General features: G+C 73.4%; 18 protein-coding genes and 1 riboswitch. Of the genes, 9 read left to right on the top strand and 9 right to left on the bottom strand.

The window, feature by feature from the left end; all coding sequences use genetic code 11:
* Nucleotides 1-27: 27 nt before the first annotated feature.
* Nucleotides 28-291: riboswitch (cobalamin riboswitch) on the top strand.
* 37 nt (nt 292-328) lie between these two features.
* From QE401_RS01785 to QE401_RS01775, 3 genes are read left to right on the top strand one after another with little or no spacing between them, the layout of a single operon-like run.
* Nucleotides 329-1,411, top strand: coding sequence for an ABC transporter substrate-binding protein (locus QE401_RS01785; protein WP_307136542.1), 1,083 nt, complete (start codon nt 329-331; stop codon nt 1,409-1,411).
* A complete protein-coding gene (locus QE401_RS01780) occupies nt 1,408-2,427 on the top strand; it encodes a FecCD family ABC transporter permease (protein ID WP_307136541.1) in 1,020 nt (339 codons plus the stop codon). Before QE401_RS01785 ends, QE401_RS01780 begins: the two co-directional genes overlap by 4 nt.
* 10 nt (nt 2,428-2,437) lie before the next feature.
* Nucleotides 2,438-3,226 carry an ABC transporter ATP-binding protein gene (locus QE401_RS01775; RefSeq protein ID WP_307136540.1) on the top strand — a complete coding sequence of 263 codons (789 nt, stop codon included), beginning with the start codon at nt 2,438-2,440 and terminating at the stop codon, nt 3,224-3,226.
* 65 nt (nt 3,227-3,291) lie between these two features.
* Here the strand turns inward: QE401_RS01775 and QE401_RS01770 are convergent, their stop codons facing one another.
* The 6 genes from QE401_RS01770 to QE401_RS01745 all read right to left on the bottom strand — a co-directional run bounded on the left by QE401_RS01770 (nt 3,292) and on the right by QE401_RS01745 (nt 9,516).
* Nucleotides 3,292-3,882, bottom strand: coding sequence for a hypothetical protein (locus tag QE401_RS01770; protein WP_307136539.1), 591 nt, complete (start codon nt 3,880-3,882; stop codon nt 3,292-3,294).
* 1 nt (nt 3,883) lies between these two features.
* Entirely contained in the window at nt 3,884-5,173 is a 1,290-nt protein-coding gene (locus tag QE401_RS01765; RefSeq protein WP_307136538.1) for a glycohydrolase toxin TNT-related protein, read from the bottom strand.
* Nucleotides 5,173-5,589 carry a DcrB-related protein gene (locus QE401_RS01760; protein WP_307136741.1) on the bottom strand — a complete coding sequence of 139 codons (417 nt, stop codon included), beginning with the start codon at nt 5,587-5,589 and terminating at the stop codon, nt 5,173-5,175. Before QE401_RS01760 ends, QE401_RS01765 begins: the two co-directional genes overlap by 1 nt.
* Before the next feature lie 200 nt (nt 5,590-5,789).
* Nucleotides 5,790-6,314: a hypothetical protein gene (locus QE401_RS01755; protein ID WP_307136537.1), complete on the bottom strand. Its 525-nt coding sequence runs from the start codon at nt 6,312-6,314 to the stop codon at nt 5,790-5,792.
* A gap of 21 nt (nt 6,315-6,335) precedes the next feature.
* Nucleotides 6,336-7,184 (bottom strand): shikimate 5-dehydrogenase, encoded by an 849-nt coding sequence (locus tag QE401_RS01750; RefSeq protein ID WP_307136536.1) that lies wholly within the window; start codon nt 7,182-7,184, stop codon nt 6,336-6,338.
* A gap of 4 nt (nt 7,185-7,188) precedes the next feature.
* The gene (locus tag QE401_RS01745) at nt 7,189-9,516 is read right to left on the bottom strand and encodes a molybdopterin guanine dinucleotide-containing S/N-oxide reductase (RefSeq protein WP_307136535.1); all 2,328 of its coding nucleotides are present in this window, start codon (nt 9,514-9,516) and stop codon (nt 7,189-7,191) included.
* A gap of 136 nt (nt 9,517-9,652) precedes the next feature.
* On the opposite strand from QE401_RS01745, the gene QE401_RS01740 reads away from it, so the two are divergent.
* Entirely contained in the window at nt 9,653-11,002 is a 1,350-nt protein-coding gene (locus QE401_RS01740; protein WP_307136534.1) for a globin-coupled sensor protein, read from the top strand.
* Nucleotides 11,003-11,045: 43 nt separating this feature from the next.
* Here QE401_RS01740 and QE401_RS01735 read toward each other — a convergent pair whose 3' ends face one another.
* The 3 genes from QE401_RS01735 to QE401_RS01725 all read right to left on the bottom strand — a co-directional run bounded on the left by QE401_RS01735 (nt 11,046) and on the right by QE401_RS01725 (nt 12,254).
* Nucleotides 11,046-11,207, bottom strand: coding sequence for a hypothetical protein (locus QE401_RS01735; protein WP_307136533.1), 162 nt, complete (start codon nt 11,205-11,207; stop codon nt 11,046-11,048).
* A 162-nt stretch (nt 11,208-11,369) separates the two neighbouring features.
* On the bottom strand, nt 11,370-11,525 hold the full coding sequence (locus QE401_RS01730; protein ID WP_307136532.1) for a hypothetical protein: 156 nt from the start codon (nt 11,523-11,525) through the stop codon (nt 11,370-11,372).
* 66 nt (nt 11,526-11,591) lie between these two features.
* Nucleotides 11,592-12,254: an arylsulfatase gene (locus tag QE401_RS01725; RefSeq protein WP_307136531.1), complete on the bottom strand. Its 663-nt coding sequence runs from the start codon at nt 12,252-12,254 to the stop codon at nt 11,592-11,594.
* Nucleotides 12,255-12,446: 192 nt separating this feature from the next.
* Between QE401_RS01725 and QE401_RS01720 the strand changes: the two genes are divergently transcribed.
* The 5 genes from QE401_RS01720 (at nt 12,447) to QE401_RS01700 (ending at nt 17,980) form a co-directional block, all read left to right on the top strand.
* Complete coding sequence (locus tag QE401_RS01720) at nt 12,447-12,998, top strand: MarR family winged helix-turn-helix transcriptional regulator (protein WP_307136530.1); 552 nt, start codon at nt 12,447-12,449, stop codon at nt 12,996-12,998.
* The gene (mdlC, locus tag QE401_RS01715; RefSeq protein ID WP_307136529.1) at nt 12,995-14,593 is read left to right on the top strand and encodes a benzoylformate decarboxylase; all 1,599 of its coding nucleotides are present in this window, start codon (nt 12,995-12,997) and stop codon (nt 14,591-14,593) included. Before QE401_RS01720 ends, mdlC begins: the two co-directional genes overlap by 4 nt.
* Nucleotides 14,594-14,604: 11 nt before the next feature.
* Complete coding sequence (locus QE401_RS01710; protein WP_307136528.1) at nt 14,605-16,071, top strand: aldehyde dehydrogenase; 1,467 nt, start codon at nt 14,605-14,607, stop codon at nt 16,069-16,071.
* A gap of 112 nt (nt 16,072-16,183) precedes the next feature.
* Nucleotides 16,184-17,164 (top strand): Bug family tripartite tricarboxylate transporter substrate binding protein, encoded by a 981-nt coding sequence (locus QE401_RS01705; protein WP_307136527.1) that lies wholly within the window; start codon nt 16,184-16,186, stop codon nt 17,162-17,164.
* Between the two features lie 72 nt (nt 17,165-17,236).
* Nucleotides 17,237-17,980: a DUF3750 domain-containing protein gene (locus tag QE401_RS01700; RefSeq protein ID WP_307136526.1), complete on the top strand. Its 744-nt coding sequence runs from the start codon at nt 17,237-17,239 to the stop codon at nt 17,978-17,980.
* The last annotated feature ends 12 nt before the right edge of the window (nt 17,981-17,992 follow it).

The following is a 17,992-nucleotide window of genomic DNA, read 5'->3' as shown; positions in this document are numbered from 1 at the left end:
GCGCTTCCCCGCCGCGCCGCGAGGGCGTAGAACCGCGCCGTCGACGGTCCCGCGCGAGCGGGTGAAAAGGGAACGCCGTGCGCCCCGGCCGGACCGCGCGTCCGGGGGCCAGTCGGCGGCTGCCCCCGCAACTGTCAGCGGCGAGGCCATCGCCCACCGGCCGGCTCCCCCGGGATCCGGCCCGCCACTGGCGCCATCGGCGCCGGGAAGGCAGGGCGGCTGGTTCGGCCCGGGCATGCCGCCCGCGCCGGCGTCGTGAGCCAGGAGACCTGCCGTCGTCGTCCCATCATGCCGCCGGGCGGGGTGTTCCGGAGGCAGGAGACGATCCGTGCCGTTCTTGTTTGCCCGCCGGGCGCTTCCCGTCCTGCTGCTCGCCGCCGCGGCCCTGGCGCCGCTGGCCGCCCAGGCCCAGTCTCAGTCTCAGGCCCAGCCCCCGGCCGCGCCGGGCTTTCCGCTGACGCTCGAGAATTGCGGCCAGACGCTGCACTTCGCCGCGCCGCCGCGCCGCACCGTCTCGATCGGCCAGGGCACCACCGAGATCCTCTACGCCCTCGGCCTCGCCGACCGGGTGGCGGCGACGGCGCTGTGGATCGGCCCGGTGCTGCCGCAATATGCCGAGGCCAATGCGCGCATCCCGCGCCTGGCCGACAATGACCCGAGCTTCGAATCGGTGATCGGCCAGGATCCGGACCTGGTGGTGGTGCAGTTCGAATGGCATGTCGGGCCGCGCGGCCGCGTCGGCCGGCGCGAGCAGTTCACCGATCTCGGCGTGCCGACCTACATCGCCCCGGCCGATTGCCTGGGCAAGGACAATAGCGGCAGCGGCGATGGCGTGCGGCGCCAGCCCTTCGACATGGCCATGCTGCACCAGGAGATCCTCGACCTCGCCCGCATCTTCGGCGTGCCGGAGCGCGGCGAGGCGCTGGTGGCCGGGCTGCGCGCGCGGGAGGCGCGGGCCGCGGCCTCGGTCGCCGCCGTGCGGGCGCAGGGCATGCCGGTGCTGTTCTGGTTCTCCAGCCGCGAGGTGAAGGGCGACGCCTTCGTCGCCGGCACCATGGGCGCGCCGGCCTGGATGATGCGCGCCCTCGGCCTGCGCAATGTGGTGGCGAGCGAGGAGGAATGGCCGACCCTGGGCTGGGAGCGGCTGGTGGCCGCCGAGCCGGCGCTGATCGTGCTCGGCCGCATGGACCGGCGCCGCTTCCCCGCCGATGACGCCGCGCTGAAGCGGCGCTTCCTGGCGAGCGACCCGGTGACCAGCCAGATGCGCGCCGTGCGCGAGGGCAGGCTGGTCGAGATGGACGCGCAGGCGATGAACCCGACGCTGCGCACGGTGGACGCGCTGGAGGCGCTGGCCGGGGAGATCCGCCGGCTGGGCCCGCTGCCCGACGCCGCGCGCCCCGCGGCGCCATGAGCGGGACCGCCTTCCGCCTGGCGCTGGCCATGGGCGGGCTGCTGCTGCTGGGCTTCTGCATCGCGCTGGCCGTCTCCATCGGCGAGATGGCGGTGCCGCTGCCGGCGGTGCTGCGGACGCTGGCCAACCGGCTGTTCGATGCCGGCTATGAGGTGCCGCGCATCCAGCAGGGCGTGGTCTGGGACTACCGGCTGAGCCGCGCGCTGATGGCGGCCTGCCTCGGCGGCGGGCTGGCGGTGGCCGGGGCGGTGCTGCAGGCGCTGCTGCGCAACCCGCTGGCCGAGCCCTATGTGCTGGGCATCTCGGCCGGCGCCTCCACCGGCGCGGTCGCCGTGGTCATTCTCGGCCTGGGTGGCGGCGCGCTGGCGCTGTCGGGCGGCGCCTTCCTGGGCGCGCTGGCGGCGCTCGGCCTGGTGGCCGCGCTCTCCGCCGCGGCGGGCGGCGGGGCGGAGCGGGTGATCCTCTCCGGCGTCGTCGCGGCGCAGCTGTTCAGCGCCATCACCGCCTGCATCGTGGCGCTGGCCGCCAATGCCGAGGCGGCGCGCGGGGTGATGTTCTGGCTGCTCGGCAATCTCAGCGGCATACGCTGGCCGGATCTGGCGGTGGCGGTGCCGGCCGTCGGGCTCGCCATCCTCGTCTGCCTGTCGCAGGCGCGGGCGCTGGACGCCTTTACCTTCGGCGAGGATGCCGCCGCCTCGCTCGGCATCCGCACCGGGCCGGTGCGGGCGCTGCTCTTCGCGGCGACGGCGGCGATGACGGCGGTGCTGGTCAGCCTGGCCGGCACGGTGGGCTTCATCGGCCTGGTGGTGCCGCATGCGGCGCGCTTCCTGGTCGGGCCCGGCCATGCGCGGCTGCTGCCGGCCTCCCTGCTGCTGGGCGCCATCCTGACGGTGCTGGCCGACATCCTCTCCCGCACCCTGGTGCCGCAGCAGACGCTGCCGATCGGCGTGGTCACCGCGCTGTTCGGCGCCCCGGCCTTCGCCCTGCTGCTGACCCGCTTCCGGCGCGCGGCGTGAGGGGCGCGCGATGAGCCTGGAGACGGAGCGCGTCCGCTGGGAGGCGGGCGGCACGCTGATCCTGGACGGTGTCACCCTTTCGGCGCTGCCGGGGCGGGTGCTCGGGCTGCTCGGGCCGAATGGCTCGGGCAAGTCGAGCCTGCTGCGGCTGCTGGCCGGGCTGCGCCGGCCGCAATCGGGCGAGGTGCGGCTGGATGGCCGACCCATGGCCGGGCTGCGCCGCGCTGCCATCGCCCGCCGCGTCGCGCTGGTGGAGCAGCATGCCGAGACCGAGGCGCCGGTGACGGTGGAGGAGGTGGTGCGGCTGGGCCGCACGCCGCATCGCAGCGCCTTCGCCCCCTGGGGCGCGGCGGACCAGGCGGCGGTGGAGGCGGCGCTGCGGCAGACCGGGCTGCTCGGGCTGCGCAGCCAGCGCTGGCAGACGCTGTCGGGCGGCGAGCGGCAGCGCGCGCAGATCGCCCGTGCCCTGGCGCAGCAGCCGGAGGAGCTGCTGCTGGACGAGCCCACCAACCATCTCGACATCCGCCACCAGCTGGAGATCCTGGGGCTGGTGCGGCGGCTGGGGCTGACCAGCATCATGGCGCTGCACGATCTGAACCTGGCGGCGCTGTATTGCGACGCGCTGGCCCTGCTGCAGGCCGGGCGCGTGGTGGCGGCCGGCCCGCCCGAGGCGGTGCTGACGCCGCAGCGCATCGAGGCGGTCTATGGCGTGCGCGCCAGCGTCACTGTCTCCGCCCTGCATGGCCGGCCGCAGGTGCTGTTCGCGCCGCTTCCGGATGCCGGCGGAGAAGCGGACTGAGGGGGCTTTGCCCCCTCGGACGCCCCCAGCAGGGGACAGGGTCCCCTGCACCTGCCTTCTGTCGCTCAGCCCGGCTCGGGCGGCAGGGGCGTGCGGCCGATGCGGCTCCAGATATCGGTGCGGTCGCCCTCCCGCTCGGCGCGCAGATGCAGCGCGACCGGCGGCAGCGCCCGGCTCCAGGATTGCAGCAGCAGCTCGCCGCGCACATCCACGGTGAAATAGGCGTAGCCTTCCTCATGCGGCGCCAGGAAGGCGCCGGCCTCGCGCGGCGCCACCTCGGCGCGGCAGCTCTCCGCCGGGTCGATGCCGAAGGCGGCCAGAACCCCCTCATCGCCGCCGGCCGGGTCCAGCGTGTAGAGCAGCGCCAGCAGGCTCGGCTGGTCGGCCAGAACCGAGACGATCTGCATGGCGGCGTCCAGCGCGCAATGCAGCACCAGCCGTTCCCGCCCGGCGGGCATGGTCAGCTCGGTGGCGTAGAGGAACCGGGCAAAATCCTCGGGCCCGTAGAGCGCCTCCAGCTCATGCGCGCGGCCGCAGCCCTGGTCGCGCGGCGCGATGCAGGCGCGGTCGGCGGCGCCGGCGGCGGCGTTGAAGGCCTCGTGCCGGCGGAAGCGCTGGCGCTCCAGCCCGGTGACGTAGTCGGCAAGGATCAGCATCTCAGGGTCCGTCGCTCATATAGCCGTCGCGCTTGGCGTCCTTCACCGAATAGGGCACCGGCTTGCCATCGGCGGTCGTCGCATTGGTCGGATGCACCAGCTTGTACTGGGTGCCGCCGCCGGGCTGGTCGAACCAGGGGGCGATCTCGGCCTGCTCCACATGGGTGGGCTTGTCGATCTTGTAGACATTGGGCGGGCCGGAGGGCTCGCCCGGCAGGGCGCGGGCCGAGAAGGAATCGCCCGGCTTGCCGAGATAGCTGCCATGCTCGCCGCCGAAGCGGTCCACCGTGGTGGGCGGGCCGGAGGTGGTCGGGTCGATGGTGGTGCGCACCGGCTTGCCCACCGCGCCATCATTCGGCGGCCACCAGGTGTCGCCATTCGGCTTCTTCCAGTTGGCGGCACGGGCGGCGGCGTATTCGCTGCGGAAATCCGGCGGCATGCGGTTGACCGCCGCCACGGCGGCCGGATTGCCGCCGCTGGTGCCCTGGCGCAGCATGACGCCGGTGCGCGTCGTCGGATTGGTCCAGATGCGGTTGCCCGCCGCCTGGCCGCCGCGGAAGCCGAAGCCGCCGCCCAGCGCGCCGCCGAAGACACCGCCCACCACCTCGCCCACCGCCTGGCCGGTGGCGCCGAAGCCCATCGCCGCCGCCGCCATGCCGCCGGCCTTGCCGCCGAGATAGCCGCCCCCCACCCCGCCCACCAGGCTGCCCACCGCGGCGCCGAGCCCGTAGCCGGCCGCGATGCCGCCGGTCGCGATCAGCGTGCCGCCGATCGCCATGGCCATCATGGTGTTGCTGAGCCAGGTCGGCACTTCCGGCTCGGGCTTGATGATCTCGACGCTGGGGCCGCCGATCAGCACATCGGGCGAGCCCTTGCGGATGGTGGCCGAGCAATCCATCAGCTCGGAGACACGCGCCATGGGCTGGCCATGCACCAGCACCGTGGCGGCGCCGGTGGCGACCAGCCGCGGCGGCCCGGAATCCTGCGCGCAGATCCCGTTCGCCAGCACCGTCATGGTGGCCGGGCGGGAATTCACCAGCACGCTGGGTGAGCCGATCATCAGCGCGCCGGTCACCGGCCCTTCGATGGTCTGGCCGATCGCCTGGCCGGCGAGGCCGGCACCGCCGGTGGTGGCGATGGCCGCGCCGATGGCGATGGCGCCGAGCCCGCCCGTCGCCACGATGGCGACCCCCACCAGCGCGCCGACGGCCAGCCCCACCAGCACGCCGGTCATGGCGGCGCTGTGCCCGAACGGGTCGCCCACCCTGGCGGCGGGAAGCCCGTCCGCCATCAGCCGAGCCGGAAGCTGCGCAGCATCTCCCGGAACACCGGCTCGGCCGCGGCGAAATCCGCGCGCCCGGCGGTGCCGGTGGCGACCAGCAGCCGCCCCTCGCCGGCATCGACGAAGGTCACCCATTGCGTCAGCAGCGCCTGGGGCGAGCTCCAATCGACGCGCAGCTCGGCGGTCGGGCGGCGGGAGCCGGCCAGGATGCGGCGGGAGATTTCGGCGAAATTGGCCAGCTGGCCGCGCATCTGCGCCACCTGGCGGTCGAGCAGCGCCGCCATGCGCTCCTCCGGCGCTTCGGGCAGGTCGGGCGGCAGCCGGTCCTGGGTGACCACCATGTTGGGGGTGACGCCGGAGCCGCCGGGCTGCGCCGCGCTCAGGATCAGCATGGACCGGTCCTGCCAGCCGGGCGGGCAGTCCATCTGCATGCCCTGGATCATGCGGCGCGCCCCGGGCGGTGCGTCGGGCGGGCGGGGCGGTGATGGGCCGGGCCGGGCATGATGGTCAGGGCTTTCCCTCTGGCGTCAGGCGGCGGAGGCTAGCAGCCAGGCGAGACGGGGCAAGCAGCGGGGCGCTGACAATCGCGCGCGGGGCGGCGCCGGTGCGGGCCCGGACCCTCTCCTCAGCCGAGTTCCGAGGCCAGCACGGCCCCGCCCGGCGGCGGGATGCGGATGTGCTGGTCGAGCAGGATCAGGCAGGGCAGGCCGGTGGCGTCGCAGAAGGCCTCGAAGCCGCCCGGCACCAGGACCGGCCGCAGCACCGCCCAGTCCAGTCCGAAGAATCGGGCGAGGAAAGCCTCGCCCTGCGGCGGGATCGGCGCCGGCGGCACTGGCAGAAAACCGTCCGGCACATGGCCATCCTGGCCGAAGGGCCGGTCGAAGAAGGTGACGCTGCGATAGCCTTCCTCCGACAGCAGGCTGAGCTGCCAGCCATGCTGGTCCTCATCCACCCGGATATGGATTGCGGGCCCGAGCCGCGCCAGCACCGCATCATCGCCGAACAGCGCGACGGGGCACCAGGCGGGGCGGGCCGGCGTCTCGATCTCCGTGTCGAAGATCACCGCCTCGGCCCCCGCGGCCACCAGGGCGTCGCGCAGCCATGCCGGATCGTCAGTGCGCAGCGCGTAGTAATCCGTGTATTCCGACATGGCGTGTCCTCGCGCGCGCGCTCAGCGCTCGGTCTCACCCCGCGCATAGGCGGCGGCGGCGGCGACCTGCGCCTCGGTCGGGCGCTGGCCGGTATAGAGCACGAACTGTTCCAGCGCCTGCAGCACCGCCACCTCGACCCCGGTGATGACCACCTTGCCCAGCGCCCGGGCGCGGCGCAGCAGCGGCGTCTCCGGCGGCAGGTGGACGACGTCGAACACCGCCTCGGCCGCCTCGATCATCGCCTCGGGGAAGGCCAGCGCCTCGGCCTCCGGCCCGCCCGCCATGCCGATGGGCGTGACGTTGACCAGCAGCGGCGCGGCCACCGGCTCGGCGCTCCAGCGATAGCCGCAAGCCTCGGCCAGGGCGCGGCCGGCGGCCGCGTTGCGCGCCACCACCGTGCCATCGCGGAAGCCCGCGTCGCGCAGCGCGGAGATCACCGCCTTGCCCATGCCGCCGCTGCCGCGCGCGGCGAAGCGCGTGCCGGGCGGCACGCCATGCCTGGCCAGCAGCGGCGCGATGGCGGCGTAGTCGGTGTTGTGCCCGGTCAGCACGCCATCATCATTGACGATGGTGTTGACCGAGCCGATCGCCGCCGCGGACGGGGCCAGCCCATCCAGCAGCGGGATGCAGGCTTCCTTGAACGGCATCGACACGGCGCAGCCGCGGATGCCGAAGGCGCGCAGCCCGGCGATCGCCGCCGGCAGATCGGCGGTGGTGAAGGCCTTGTAGGCCCAATCCATCCCCAGCTGCTCATAGAGATGGTTGTGGAAGCGCGAGCCGAAGCTGCCCGGCCGCCCGGCCAGCGACATGCACAGCACCGTGTCGCGGCCGATGAAGCGGCCGCGCTGCCCGGCGGCGGGATACCCCATGCCCTCAGGCCGCCTGGGGCGGCCGGAAGGCCTGAATCGGCGGCAGATTGCCGTCGAAGCGCTCGACCTCGATGGTGGTGAGCTGCCCGGTGCAGCCCTGCGCCAGGTTCGAGGTGCCGACATCGCGCGTCAGCACATTCGGGTTGCCGTGGACGCAGAGGGATTTTTCCTCCTCCGGATCCGCCGGGTCGTACCAGGCGCCGGTGGCCAGCTGCACCACGCCCTGGCGCACGCCCTCATCCAGCCGCACCCCGGCGAGGCAGGCGCCGCGCTCGTTGAACAGGCGGATGACGTCGCCATCCTGGATGCCGCGCGCGGCGGCGTCGGCAGGGTGCATGCGCGCCACCTCCCGCCCGCGATGCTTGGACTCCTGCGAATGGCCGCCGAAATCCAGCTGGCTGTGCAGCCGCGTCGCCGGCTGGTTGGCCACCAGCACCAGCGGCGCCTCGGCGCGCGGCACGTCCTCGGGCGGCAGCCAGGCCGGGTGGCCGGGGCAATCGGCCTCGCCGAAGCGGGCCACCGTCTCGGAATAGATCTCCAGCCGGCCGGAGGGGGTGGAAAGGCGGTTGGCCTCCGGATCCTCGCGGAAGGCGCGCAGCTTGCCGCCATCATCGGGGGCCTGCGGCAGCTTCAGCGTGCCCTGCCGCCAGAACTCCTCGAAGCCCGGAGCGGGGGCGCCGATCGCCTCCAGCGCCGCGCGGGTGCGCTCATAGAGATGCTCCAGCCATTGCCGGCTGCTGCGCCCCTCGGTGAAGGCCTCGCCCACCCCCATCCGCTCGGCCAGACCCGAGAAGATGTCGTAATCGTCGCGCGCCTGGCCATAGGGCTCGGCCAGCCGGTGCATGGCGACCAGCAGCGGATCGTTGGAGCTGGCGCCAAGATCCTCGCGCTCCAGCGTCATGGTGCAGGGCAGCACGATATCGGCGTGGCGGGCGGTCGCGGTCCAGGCCAGCTCATGCACCACCAGCGTGTCGATACGGGCGAAGGCCTGGCGCAGGCGGTTCAGGTCCTGGTGGTGGTGGAACGGGTTGCCGCCGGCCCAGTAGACCAGCTTGATGTCCGGGTAGTGCCGCGTCTGGCCATTGTAGCGATAGGCGCCGCCCGGGTTCAGCAGCATGTCGGAAATGCGCGCCACGGGGATGAAATCGGCGATCTTGTTGCGGCCCTGGGAGAGGGTCGGCACCGGCACGGCGTTGTAGCGCCGGCCGTAATAGCCGATGGCGCCCAGCGCATAGCCATAGCCGCCGCCGGGCAGGCCGATCTGCCCGAGCGCCGCCGCCAGCGTCATGCCCATCCACACCGGCTGCTCGCCATGCTCGGCGCGCTGCAGCGCATGGGCGACCACCACCAGCACCCGCTTGCCGGCCAGGCTGCGCGCCAGCGCCAGGATGTCCGCCGCCGCCATGCCGGTGATGCCGGCGGCCCATTCGGCGTCCTTGGGCTGGCCGTCGGTGCGGCCCATCAGGTAATCCTCGAACACCGCCCAGCCGGTGGTGTAGCGGTCGAGGAAGGCGCGGTCATGCAGCCCCTCCGCCGCCAGCGTGTGGGTCAGCGCCAGCATCAGCGCCGTGTCGGTGTTGGGGCGCAGGCTGAGCCATTCGGCCCCCGCCTCCTCCGGCAGGTCGCTGCGCAGCGGCCCGACCAGCACGAAGCGGCAGCCGCGCGCGCGGGCGCGGTCCATCGCGCCGCGCTCGACATGCTGGCTGATGCCGCCCCCCGCCACCATCGAGTTCTTCAGCGCCATGCCGCCAAAGGCCAGCACCACGTCGCTGTGCTCGGCGATCTGCTCCCAGGTGACGTTGTGCTTGGTCAGGTCCTCATAGTCGCCGAGGATATGCGGCACGATCACCGTCGCCGCGCCCGAGCTGTAGCTGTTAACCGAGCGCACATAGCCGCCGAGCGCGGTGTTCAGGAAACGGTGCACCTGGCTCTGTGCATGGTGGAAGCGCCCGGCGCTGGCCCAGCCATAGGAGCCGCCGAACACCGCGCCGGCGCCATGCTGGTCGCGCACCCGCGACAGCTCCCCGGCCAGCAGGTCCAGCGCCTTTTCCCAGGAGACGGGGACGAATTCGTCCCGGCCGCGCCGCGCATCCGGGCCCGGGCCGCGCTCCAGCCAGCCGCGGCGAACCATGGGCTGGGCGATGCGCGCCTCGTGCCGCAGGGCGGCGGGGAAATTGTCGAGAATCCCGTTCGGGTCCGGGTCGCCCGGATGCGGCCGCACCTCCAGCCCCTCGGGCCGCATGCGCGCGGTGAACACCCCCCAATGCGAGCTGTGCTGGCGGAAGCCGTCGCGCAGCGCGGGCTCTTCCGGGCGGTCGGTGGTCTGCGACATGGCGGGGCTCCTGGGGCTCAGAACGGGGACAGCTTGACGATCGGGCGCGCCCTGTCAAACGCCGGCCATCGCGGCGCCCCTGATTACCGGCTCTTCATCCTTGCGATGGCATGCTGGCCGGAACCGAGGAGGTTCCATGTCCGCCACGCACGAGCCGGCACAGCTCAAGCGCTTCGACGCCTTCGCCATCACCGAGGACGAGTGGCAGATGCTGCGCGACCGGGCCGCCGAGTATGCGCAGCGTCGCATACCCCAGCTGCTGGTCGAGCTGCATCCGCGCTTCGGCCATTGGCCGGAGATTCAGGCGGCGCTGATGGACCCCGAGGTGCACCAGGTGCGCACGGCGCATTGGCAGCGGGTCGCCGCCGGCAATATCGGCCACGGCTTCATGGAATCCGCCCGCGCCCTGGCCCAGACGCTCTATGACCATGGCGTGCCGGCCTATGCCGTCACCATCTGCCATTCCATCGTGCTGAACGGCGTGCTGCGCGACCTCGGCCTGGACAAGCCCTGCGGCCGCTTCATGTCGCGCAGGGCCTCCAACAACCGGCACGGCTTCCGCATCGCCCTGCAGAAGGCCGCCTGGTACGATCTCGAGGTGCTGCTGGAGACCTATGCGGCGGCCGAGCAGGCCACCCGCAGCAAGGGTCTCGACAAGCTGGCCGCGACCTTCCAGGGCAGGCTGAAGGGCGTCGTCGCCGGGATCGAGAGCTCGACCGGGGAATTCCTGCAGACCGCCGGGCAGATCGCCGCCTCCTCCGAGCATTCGGCGCAGAAGGCCGACCAGGCCGCGCAGGCGGTGGCCGAGGCCAATGCCGGGGTGCAGACCATGGCCGCGGCGGCGGAGGAGCTCTCCGCCTCGATCAGCGAGATCAACCGCCGCCTCAGCCAATCCACCAGCATGACGGAACGCGCGGTGCAGGATGCCCGCCGCACCGATGGGGTGGTGCAGGCCCTGGCCGAAGGCGCCGGCCGCATCGGCGATGTGGTGCAGCTGATCAGCAGCATCGCCGGCCAGACCAACCTTCTGGCGCTGAACGCGACGATCGAGGCGGCCCGCGCCGGCGAGGCCGGCAAGGGTTTCGCCGTGGTCGCCTCGGAGGTGAAGAACCTGGCCAGCCAGACCGCCCGCGCCACGGAGGAGATCAGCAGCCAGATCGCCCAGACCCAGCAGGCCACCCAGCAGGCGGTGGAATCGATCCGCGGCATCGCCCAGGTCATCAACGATATCAGCGGATTGACATCCGCCATTGCCGCCGCGGTTCAGGAGCAGGGCGGCGCCACCAGCGAGATCGCGCGCAGCGCCGCCCAGGCCGCCGCCAACAACCGGAGGGTGGAGCAGCTGATGCAGGCCCTGCGCAGCGATGCCGGGGAGGGCGCGGATGGTGCCTCCCGGCTGAACAGCGCCGCGGTCAATCTGTCGGGCAGCTCCGCCGCGCTCAGTCAGACGCTGAGCGAGCTGCTGCGCGATATGCGCGTGGCCTGACGCAGGGAAAATACTTCAGAATCAGGAAGATAGAAGAGGATTCTCAGTTGGCCAGGCCGGAGGGGCCGCCCAGGCGCAGCGCCTCCCGATCCAGCAGGTCCAGCAGCTCGGCCGGGGTCTCCTCCTCCGGCGGCGCACCGTAGCGGCGCTGCAGCCCATCGCGCAGCCAGCCATCCAGCGCCCGTTCGGCCGGCGAAGGGCGCACCCAGCCCCTGCCCCGCTGTCCGGCACTGAGTTCGGCTTGGCCCATGGTCACGCACTCCGCTGTCACGCGATGGAAACCCGCCAACCGGGGCAATGTTGCGCGCAGGGCGCCGCGCGTCGGAACTGTGACAGAAAAGCCACGAATCCCCTGCGCGGCGGGCGCTCAGGACAGGAAGCGGATCGGCACCGGCCCGCCGGCGATGCCGTCCAGCTGTTCGGGGCTCAGCTCGGCCGGCGCGGCCGCGGCGGGCGTCGCGGCCTGGCCGTCCGGCTTCGGCCGGGCGGGGGCTGGGGGCGGGTTGGGCGGCTGCGCGGCCATGGCGGTGCTCCTTGCAGGATGCGATCAGCCTAGCCCGGAAGGCGGGGGACGTCCTGCCGTCCCGTCTCAAACCCTGGCGTCAGCGTCTCCGCCGCGCAGCAGCCGGCGCAGCTTACGCACGGCGCTGTCGGGGGTGGTCAGCACCTTCCGGCCGGTCGCCGCGGCGATGCCGGGCGCGGCCGAGGCCAGGCTGAACTGCGCCAGGGCGATCAGGTCGCAGCCCGCCAGATCCTGCGCCGCGCGCTGCGCCAGCCGGTCATGCCCGGCGACATCGCCGGCATCCAGCGCGGCCAGGGCGCCCTCGGCCAGCTTCGGCACCAGGCGCAGCCCGGCGGGGAATTCCGGCGGCATGGAGGAAAGCGTCGGCGCGAAGCTGGCCAGCAGACCGACCTTGCCGCTGGGGCCGGCGGTGGCCAGCGCCTCCTCGATCATCGCCTCATTCGGCTTCAGCACCGGCAGCGGCGCCAGCTCGCGCTGCACCGCCTCGATGCAGGGGCCGAAGGCGGAGCAGGTGAACAGGATGCCCTGCGCCCCGGTGCCCACCGCATAGCGCGCCAGGGCCAGGAAGCGGCGGGTCATCGCCTCGGTCAGCCGCCCCTCCCGCGCCAGATCGGCCGAGAGGCTGTCATCCAGCAGGTTCATCAGCCGCGCCTCGGGCCAGAGCCGGGCGAAGGCGGCCTCCACCGGCGGCGGCGAATGGCGCAGGGCGTGGATCAGGGCGATGCGCATCGGGCCTCCCGGGCATGGCGGTGCGAGGGCGGCATTCTGGCGGCGCCGCGCCGCGTGGCAACGGGGGGGTGGCAAACAGGCGGCTTGCGGGCCGCGCAGAAAGTTGGATATCCTACGATTCGCCGGGAGGGTCCACCCGGCCGCAAGGCGCGACCGGCCAGCCCAAGGCCGGCGCGCAGGGAGGAGACGATCGTGAGCAAGCCCGCCGCCGCGCGGCCGCCCCGGCGCGCCGCTGCCCCCGCCAGCCTGGCCCCGCAGGGCGGCCTGCCCGGCCGCCCGGTGCTGGCCGCCGCCACCCCGCCGGCCGAGCGGCTGCAGCTGGGCGGGCTGGACGGGCTGCTGGGCTTCCAGCTGCGCCTGGCGCAGGAGGCCTCCTTCCAGGCTTTCGCCCGGCGCAGCGGCGACACGGCGCTGCGCCCCGGCCGCTTCGCCATCCTGGCCATCATCGGCGCCAATCCCGGCCTGTCGCAGACGGCGCTCGGCGCCGCGGCGGGGCGTGACAAATCCACCCTGACCCCGGCCCTGGCCGATCTGGAGAAGCGCGGGCTGATCCAGCGGCAGCGCCAGGAACAGGACCGGCGCAGCTACGCGCTGACCCTGACGCCGGCGGGCGAGGCGGCGCTCTCCACCCTCGCGGCCCATGCGGCCGCTCATGATGCGCAGCTGGACGCGCTGGTGGGCCCCGAGAACCGCGATGCCTTCCTGGCCATTTTGCGCCGGCTGGTGATCGGGCTCGGCGCATGAGCGGCCCGGTCACGGTGCGGCAGGCGGTGCTCGACCTGCTGCGGCAGCGGGGCATCGACACGGTGTTCGGCAATCCCGGCTCCACCGAGCTGGGTTTCCTGGAGCGCTGGCCGGACGACATCCGCTACGTGCTGGGGCTGCAGGAGGCCTCGGTGGTCGGCATGGCGGATGGCCATGCGCGGGCGACCGGGCGGGCCGCCTTCGTCAACCTGCATTCGGCGGCGGGGCTCGGCCATGCGCTGGGCAATCTGTTCACCGCCTGGAAGAATCAGGCGCCGATGGTGATCACCGCCGGGCAGCAGGCGCGCGCCCTGCTGCCGAATTTCCCGTTCCTGGGCGCCAGTGATGCGGCGTCCTTCCCGCGCCCCTATGTGAAGTTCAGCGTGGAGCCGGCGCGGGCCGAGGATGTGCCGGCCGCCATCGCCCAGGCCTTCCACATGGCCGAGCAGCGGCCCTGCGGCCCCTGCTTCGTCTCCATCCCCTCCGATGACTGGAACGCGCCCTGCGCGCCGCTGCCGCCGCGCCGCGTGGCGCGCGACACCGCCCCCGATCCGGCGCTGCTGCAGGAGGTGGCGCAGGCGCTCTCCGCCGCGCGCGACCCGGTGCTGGTGGTGGGGCCGGAGGTGGATGAGGAAGGCGCCGGCCCGGCTTTGGTGGCGCTGGCCGAGCGGCTGCGCGCCCCGGTGCTGGCCAGCCCCTTCGCCGCCCGCATCGCCTTCCCCGAGGAACATCCCCTGTTCGCCGGCTTCCTGGCCGCCGCGCCGCAGGCGGTGTCGGCGGCGCTGGCGCGGCATGATGTGGTGCTGGTGCTCGGCGCGCCGGTCTTCACCTTCCATGTGCCGGGCGAGGCCTCGGTGTTCCGCGACGGCACCACCATCCTGCATGTCACGGCGGATGGGGAGACGGCCGCCTCCGCCCCGGCCGGGCTGTCGGTGCGCGGCAGCCTGCGGCTGGCCCTGCCGGCGCTGGCGGCGCTGCTGCCTCAGGCGGATCGCGCCCCGCCCGCCCCGCGGCCGCGCCCGGCGGCGCCCGCACCGGCCAGCCCGATCCCGGCCGAGTATCTGCTGCACCGGCTGCACCAGGCGATGCCGGAAGGCGCCATCCTGGTGGAGGAAGCGCCCTCCCATCGCCCGGCGATGCAGGCGCAGCTGCCGCGCAACCGCTGGGGCAGCTTCTTCACCATGGCCAGCGGCGGGCTGGGCTATGGGCTGCCCGGGGCGGTCGGCGTGGCGCTGGGGCGGCCGGGCGAGCGGGTGGTCTGCCTGATCGGCGACGGCTCGATGATGTATTCGCCGCAGGCGCTCTGGACCGCCGTGCAGCACCGGCTGCCGCTCACCATCATCGTCATCAACAATGCCGGCTACGGCGCCATGCGCTCCTTCAGCCAGGTGCTGCAGATCCGCGGCGTGCCGGGCATCGAGCTGCCGGGCATCGATTTCGTCGCATTGGCCCGCAGCATGGGCTGCGAGGCGCAGCGCGTGGCGGAGCCCGCGCAGCTCGACGCCGCGCTGGCGGCGGCGCTGGCCTCGGAGGGGCCGGCGCTGGTCGAGGTGCTGGTCGATGCCGCCGTGCCGGTGCTCTACCACAAGGCCTGAGGGAGAAAGCCATGCTGGATGTTCCGCTGCTGATCGGCGGCGAAGGGCAGGAGGCCCGGTCGGGCGCGGTGTTCGAGCGGCGCAACCCGGTGCGCGGCAGCGTCGCCAGCCGCGCCGCCGCCGCCGGGCCCGAGGATGCGCGCGAAGCCGCCGATGCGGCCGCGGCGGCGCAGCCGGGCTGGGCGGCGCTCGGCCCCAATGCGCGGCGGGCGCTGCTGCTGAAGGCGGCCGATGCGCTGGCCGCCCGCGCCCCCGATTTCATCCGGCTGATGGCCGAGGAGATCGGCGCCACGGCGGGCTGGGCCGGGTTCAATGTGCAGCTGGCCGCCGGCATGCTGCGCGAGGCGGCGGCGATGACCACGCAGCTGACCGGGGAGGTCATCCCCTCCGACAAGCCCGGCTGCCTGGCGATGTCGGTGCGCCAGCCGGTCGGGGTGGTGCTGGGCATGGCGCCGTGGAACGCGCCGGTGATCCTTGGCGTGCGCGCCATCGCCCTGCCGCTGGCCTGCGGCAATGCGGTGGTGCTGAAAGCCAGCGAGACCTGCCCCGCCACGCACCGGCTGATCGGCGCGGTGCTGACCGAGGCCGGGCTGCCGCCGGGCGTGGTCAACATCGTCACCCACAGCGCCGAGGATGCGCCTTCGGTGGTGGAGGCGCTGATCGCCCACAAGGCGGTGCGCAGGGTCAACTTCACCGGCTCCACCAAGGTCGGGCGCATCATCGCCGGGCTGGCGGCGCAGCATCTGAAGCCGGTGCTGCTGGAGCTGGGCGGCAAGGCGCCGATGCTGGTGCTGGAGGATGCCGATCTCGGGGAGGCGGTGAAGGCGGCGGCCTTCGGCGCCTTCATGAACCAGGGCCAGATCTGCATGTCCACCGAGCGGCTGGTGGTGGTGGACAGCGTCGCCGACGAGTTCATCCGCCGCCTTTCGGCCTTCGTGGCGAAGCTGCCGGTGGGCGATCCGTCCGGGCCGGTCTTCCTCGGCTCGGTGGTGGATGAGGCGGCGGCGGCCAAGGTGGATGCGCTGGTGGAGGACGCGGTCGGCCAGGGCGCGGTGCTGCATGGCGGCGGCGCGCGGCGCGGCACCATCATGCCGCCCGCCATCCTGGACCGGGTGACGCCGGCGATGCGGATCTATGCCGAGGAGAGTTTCGGCCCCGTCGTCGCCATGATCCGCGTGCGCGATGCGGAGGAGGCGGTGCGCGTCGCCAATGACAGCGAATACGGCCTGTCCTCGGCGATCTTCACGCGCGATGTGGCGCGCGGCCTGGCGCTGGCGGCGCGGATCGACAGCGGCATCTGCCACATCAACGGCCCGACCGTGCATGACGAGGCGCAGATGCCCTTCGGCGGCACCAAGGCCAGCGGCTATGGCCGGTTCGGCGGCCGTGCCGGCATCGCCGAGTTCACCGAGCTGCGCTGGATCACCGTCGAGACCGCCCCCGGCCACTACCCCTTCCCGCCCGGCCTCGAGCCCTGACCGAAGGCGGGGTCCGGGGGGACCCCGTCCCCCCGGCGGGAGGGTGTGGGAGGGCGGCGCCCTCCCACGGCAAACGATAAGCGGCCGAAGCCGCACCAGGGAGAGTGAGCGAATGACAAGAACCTCCGTCCCGCGCCGTGCCCTGCTGGCCGCGCCGTTTCTTTCTCTGCTGGGTCCCGGTCCTGCCCGCGCGCAGGACTGGCCGACGCGCCCGGTGCGCATCGTGGTTCCCTTCCCGCCCGGCGGGCTGGTGGATGTGCTGGCGCGCAGCGTGTCGCAGCGGCTGTCGGCGCAGCTGGGCCAGCCGGTGGTGGTGGAGAACCGCGCCGGGGCCGGCGGCAATATCGGCGCCGATGTGGTGGCCAAGGCGGCGCCGGACGGGCACACGCTGCTGGCCAGCTCGCTGGGGCCGCTGGCGGTGAACCAGTTCATCTATCGCGCCATGCCCTATGACACGCAGACCGCCTTCGCGCCGATCGTGCTGCTGGCGCAGACGCCCAAGGTGATGTGCGTGGCCAATGCCCGGCCCTGGAAAAGCGTCGCCGAGGTGATCGCCGCGGCGAAGGCGGCGCCGGGGCAGCTGACGGCCGGCTCGGCCGGGGCGGGCAGCAGCCTGCATCTGGCGCTGGAGCTGTTCAAGCAGACCGTGGGCGTCGACATCCAGCACGTGCCCTATCGCGGCGCGGCGCCGGCGGTGGTCGACCTGGTCTCGGGCCAGATCGACCTGGTGATCGACAATGTGCCGAACATCCTGGGCCAGATCCGCGGCGGCGGGGTGCGGGCGGTGGGTGCGGCCTCGGCGCAGCGCCTGGCGCAGCTGCCCGACCTGCCGACGCTGCGCGAGCAGGGCACCGATTTCGTCTTCGGCACCGCCTTCGGCATGGCGGCGCCGGCCGGCACGCCCGCCGCCATCCTCGACCGGGTGGCAGGCCTGGTGACCGCCGCGCTGCGCGAGCCGGAGACCGGCGGGCGGCTGGCGGAGCAGGGCGCCATCCTCGGCGGCGGCAGCCCGGCCCAGTTCGCGGCGATGATCGCGCAGGAGCGGCAGCTGCTGGAGCCGGTGATCCGCCGCGCCAACATTGTCGCCGATTGAAGGGGCGGATTGAGGGGACCGAGCGGGCCGAGGCTTGTCTGCGGCCGCCGCGCCGTCATCTGACAGGACATGATGGCTGTCCTGAAATACCTCGCCGCCGGCTTCGCGCTGCTCTACCTGCTGCCCCTCGGCATTGCCGCCGGGCTCTATGCCGCCAGCGGCCAGGGCGCCGGCTGGCAGACCGCCGACCGTTCCAGCGCCGGGCTGCTGCCCGACCCGGCGACGCATCGCCCGGCCGTGCTGCGGGTGCTGGCCGCGCAGACGGTGCGCTGGCGCGGCATCTTCGCCGTGCATTGCTGGGTGGTCTTCAAGGAGGAGGGCGGCGCCCGCTACACCCGCTACGACTACACCGCCTGGGGCGAGCCCATCCGCATGAACGGGTTCGAGCCGGATGGCCGCTGGTTCGGCGCCCTGCCGGAGGTGGTCTATGCCGCCGATGGCGCGGCGGCCGAGGCGATGATCCCGCGGGTGCGGCAGGCGATCGAGGCCTATGCCTTCCGCAATCGCGGCGATTACCGCGCCTGGCCGGGGCCCAATTCCAACACCTTCGTCGCCGCCGTGCTGGACGGGCTGCCGGAGGTGCAGCTGGCCCTGCCGCCCACCGCCATCGGCAAGGATTTCCCCTATGATGGGCGCTGGCTGCGCGCCACGCCCTCCGGCACCGGGCTGCGGCTGAATTTCGGCGGTTATGGCGGGCTGACCCTGGCCTGGGTCGAGGGGGTGGAGCTGAGCATCCTCGGCGCCGTCGCCGGCTTCGACCTGCGGCGCCCGGCGGTGAAGCTGCCGGGGCTGGGGCGGATCGGCCTGCCGACCTGAGGCACCCCGCCG

This window comes from Pseudoroseomonas cervicalis, assembly GCF_030818485.1.
Taxonomy (GTDB): Bacteria; Pseudomonadota; Alphaproteobacteria; order Acetobacterales; family Acetobacteraceae; genus Pseudoroseomonas; species Pseudoroseomonas cervicalis_A.
The sequence above is the reverse complement of the archived record's forward strand: the minus strand, read 5'-3'. Positions and strand labels throughout refer to the sequence as shown.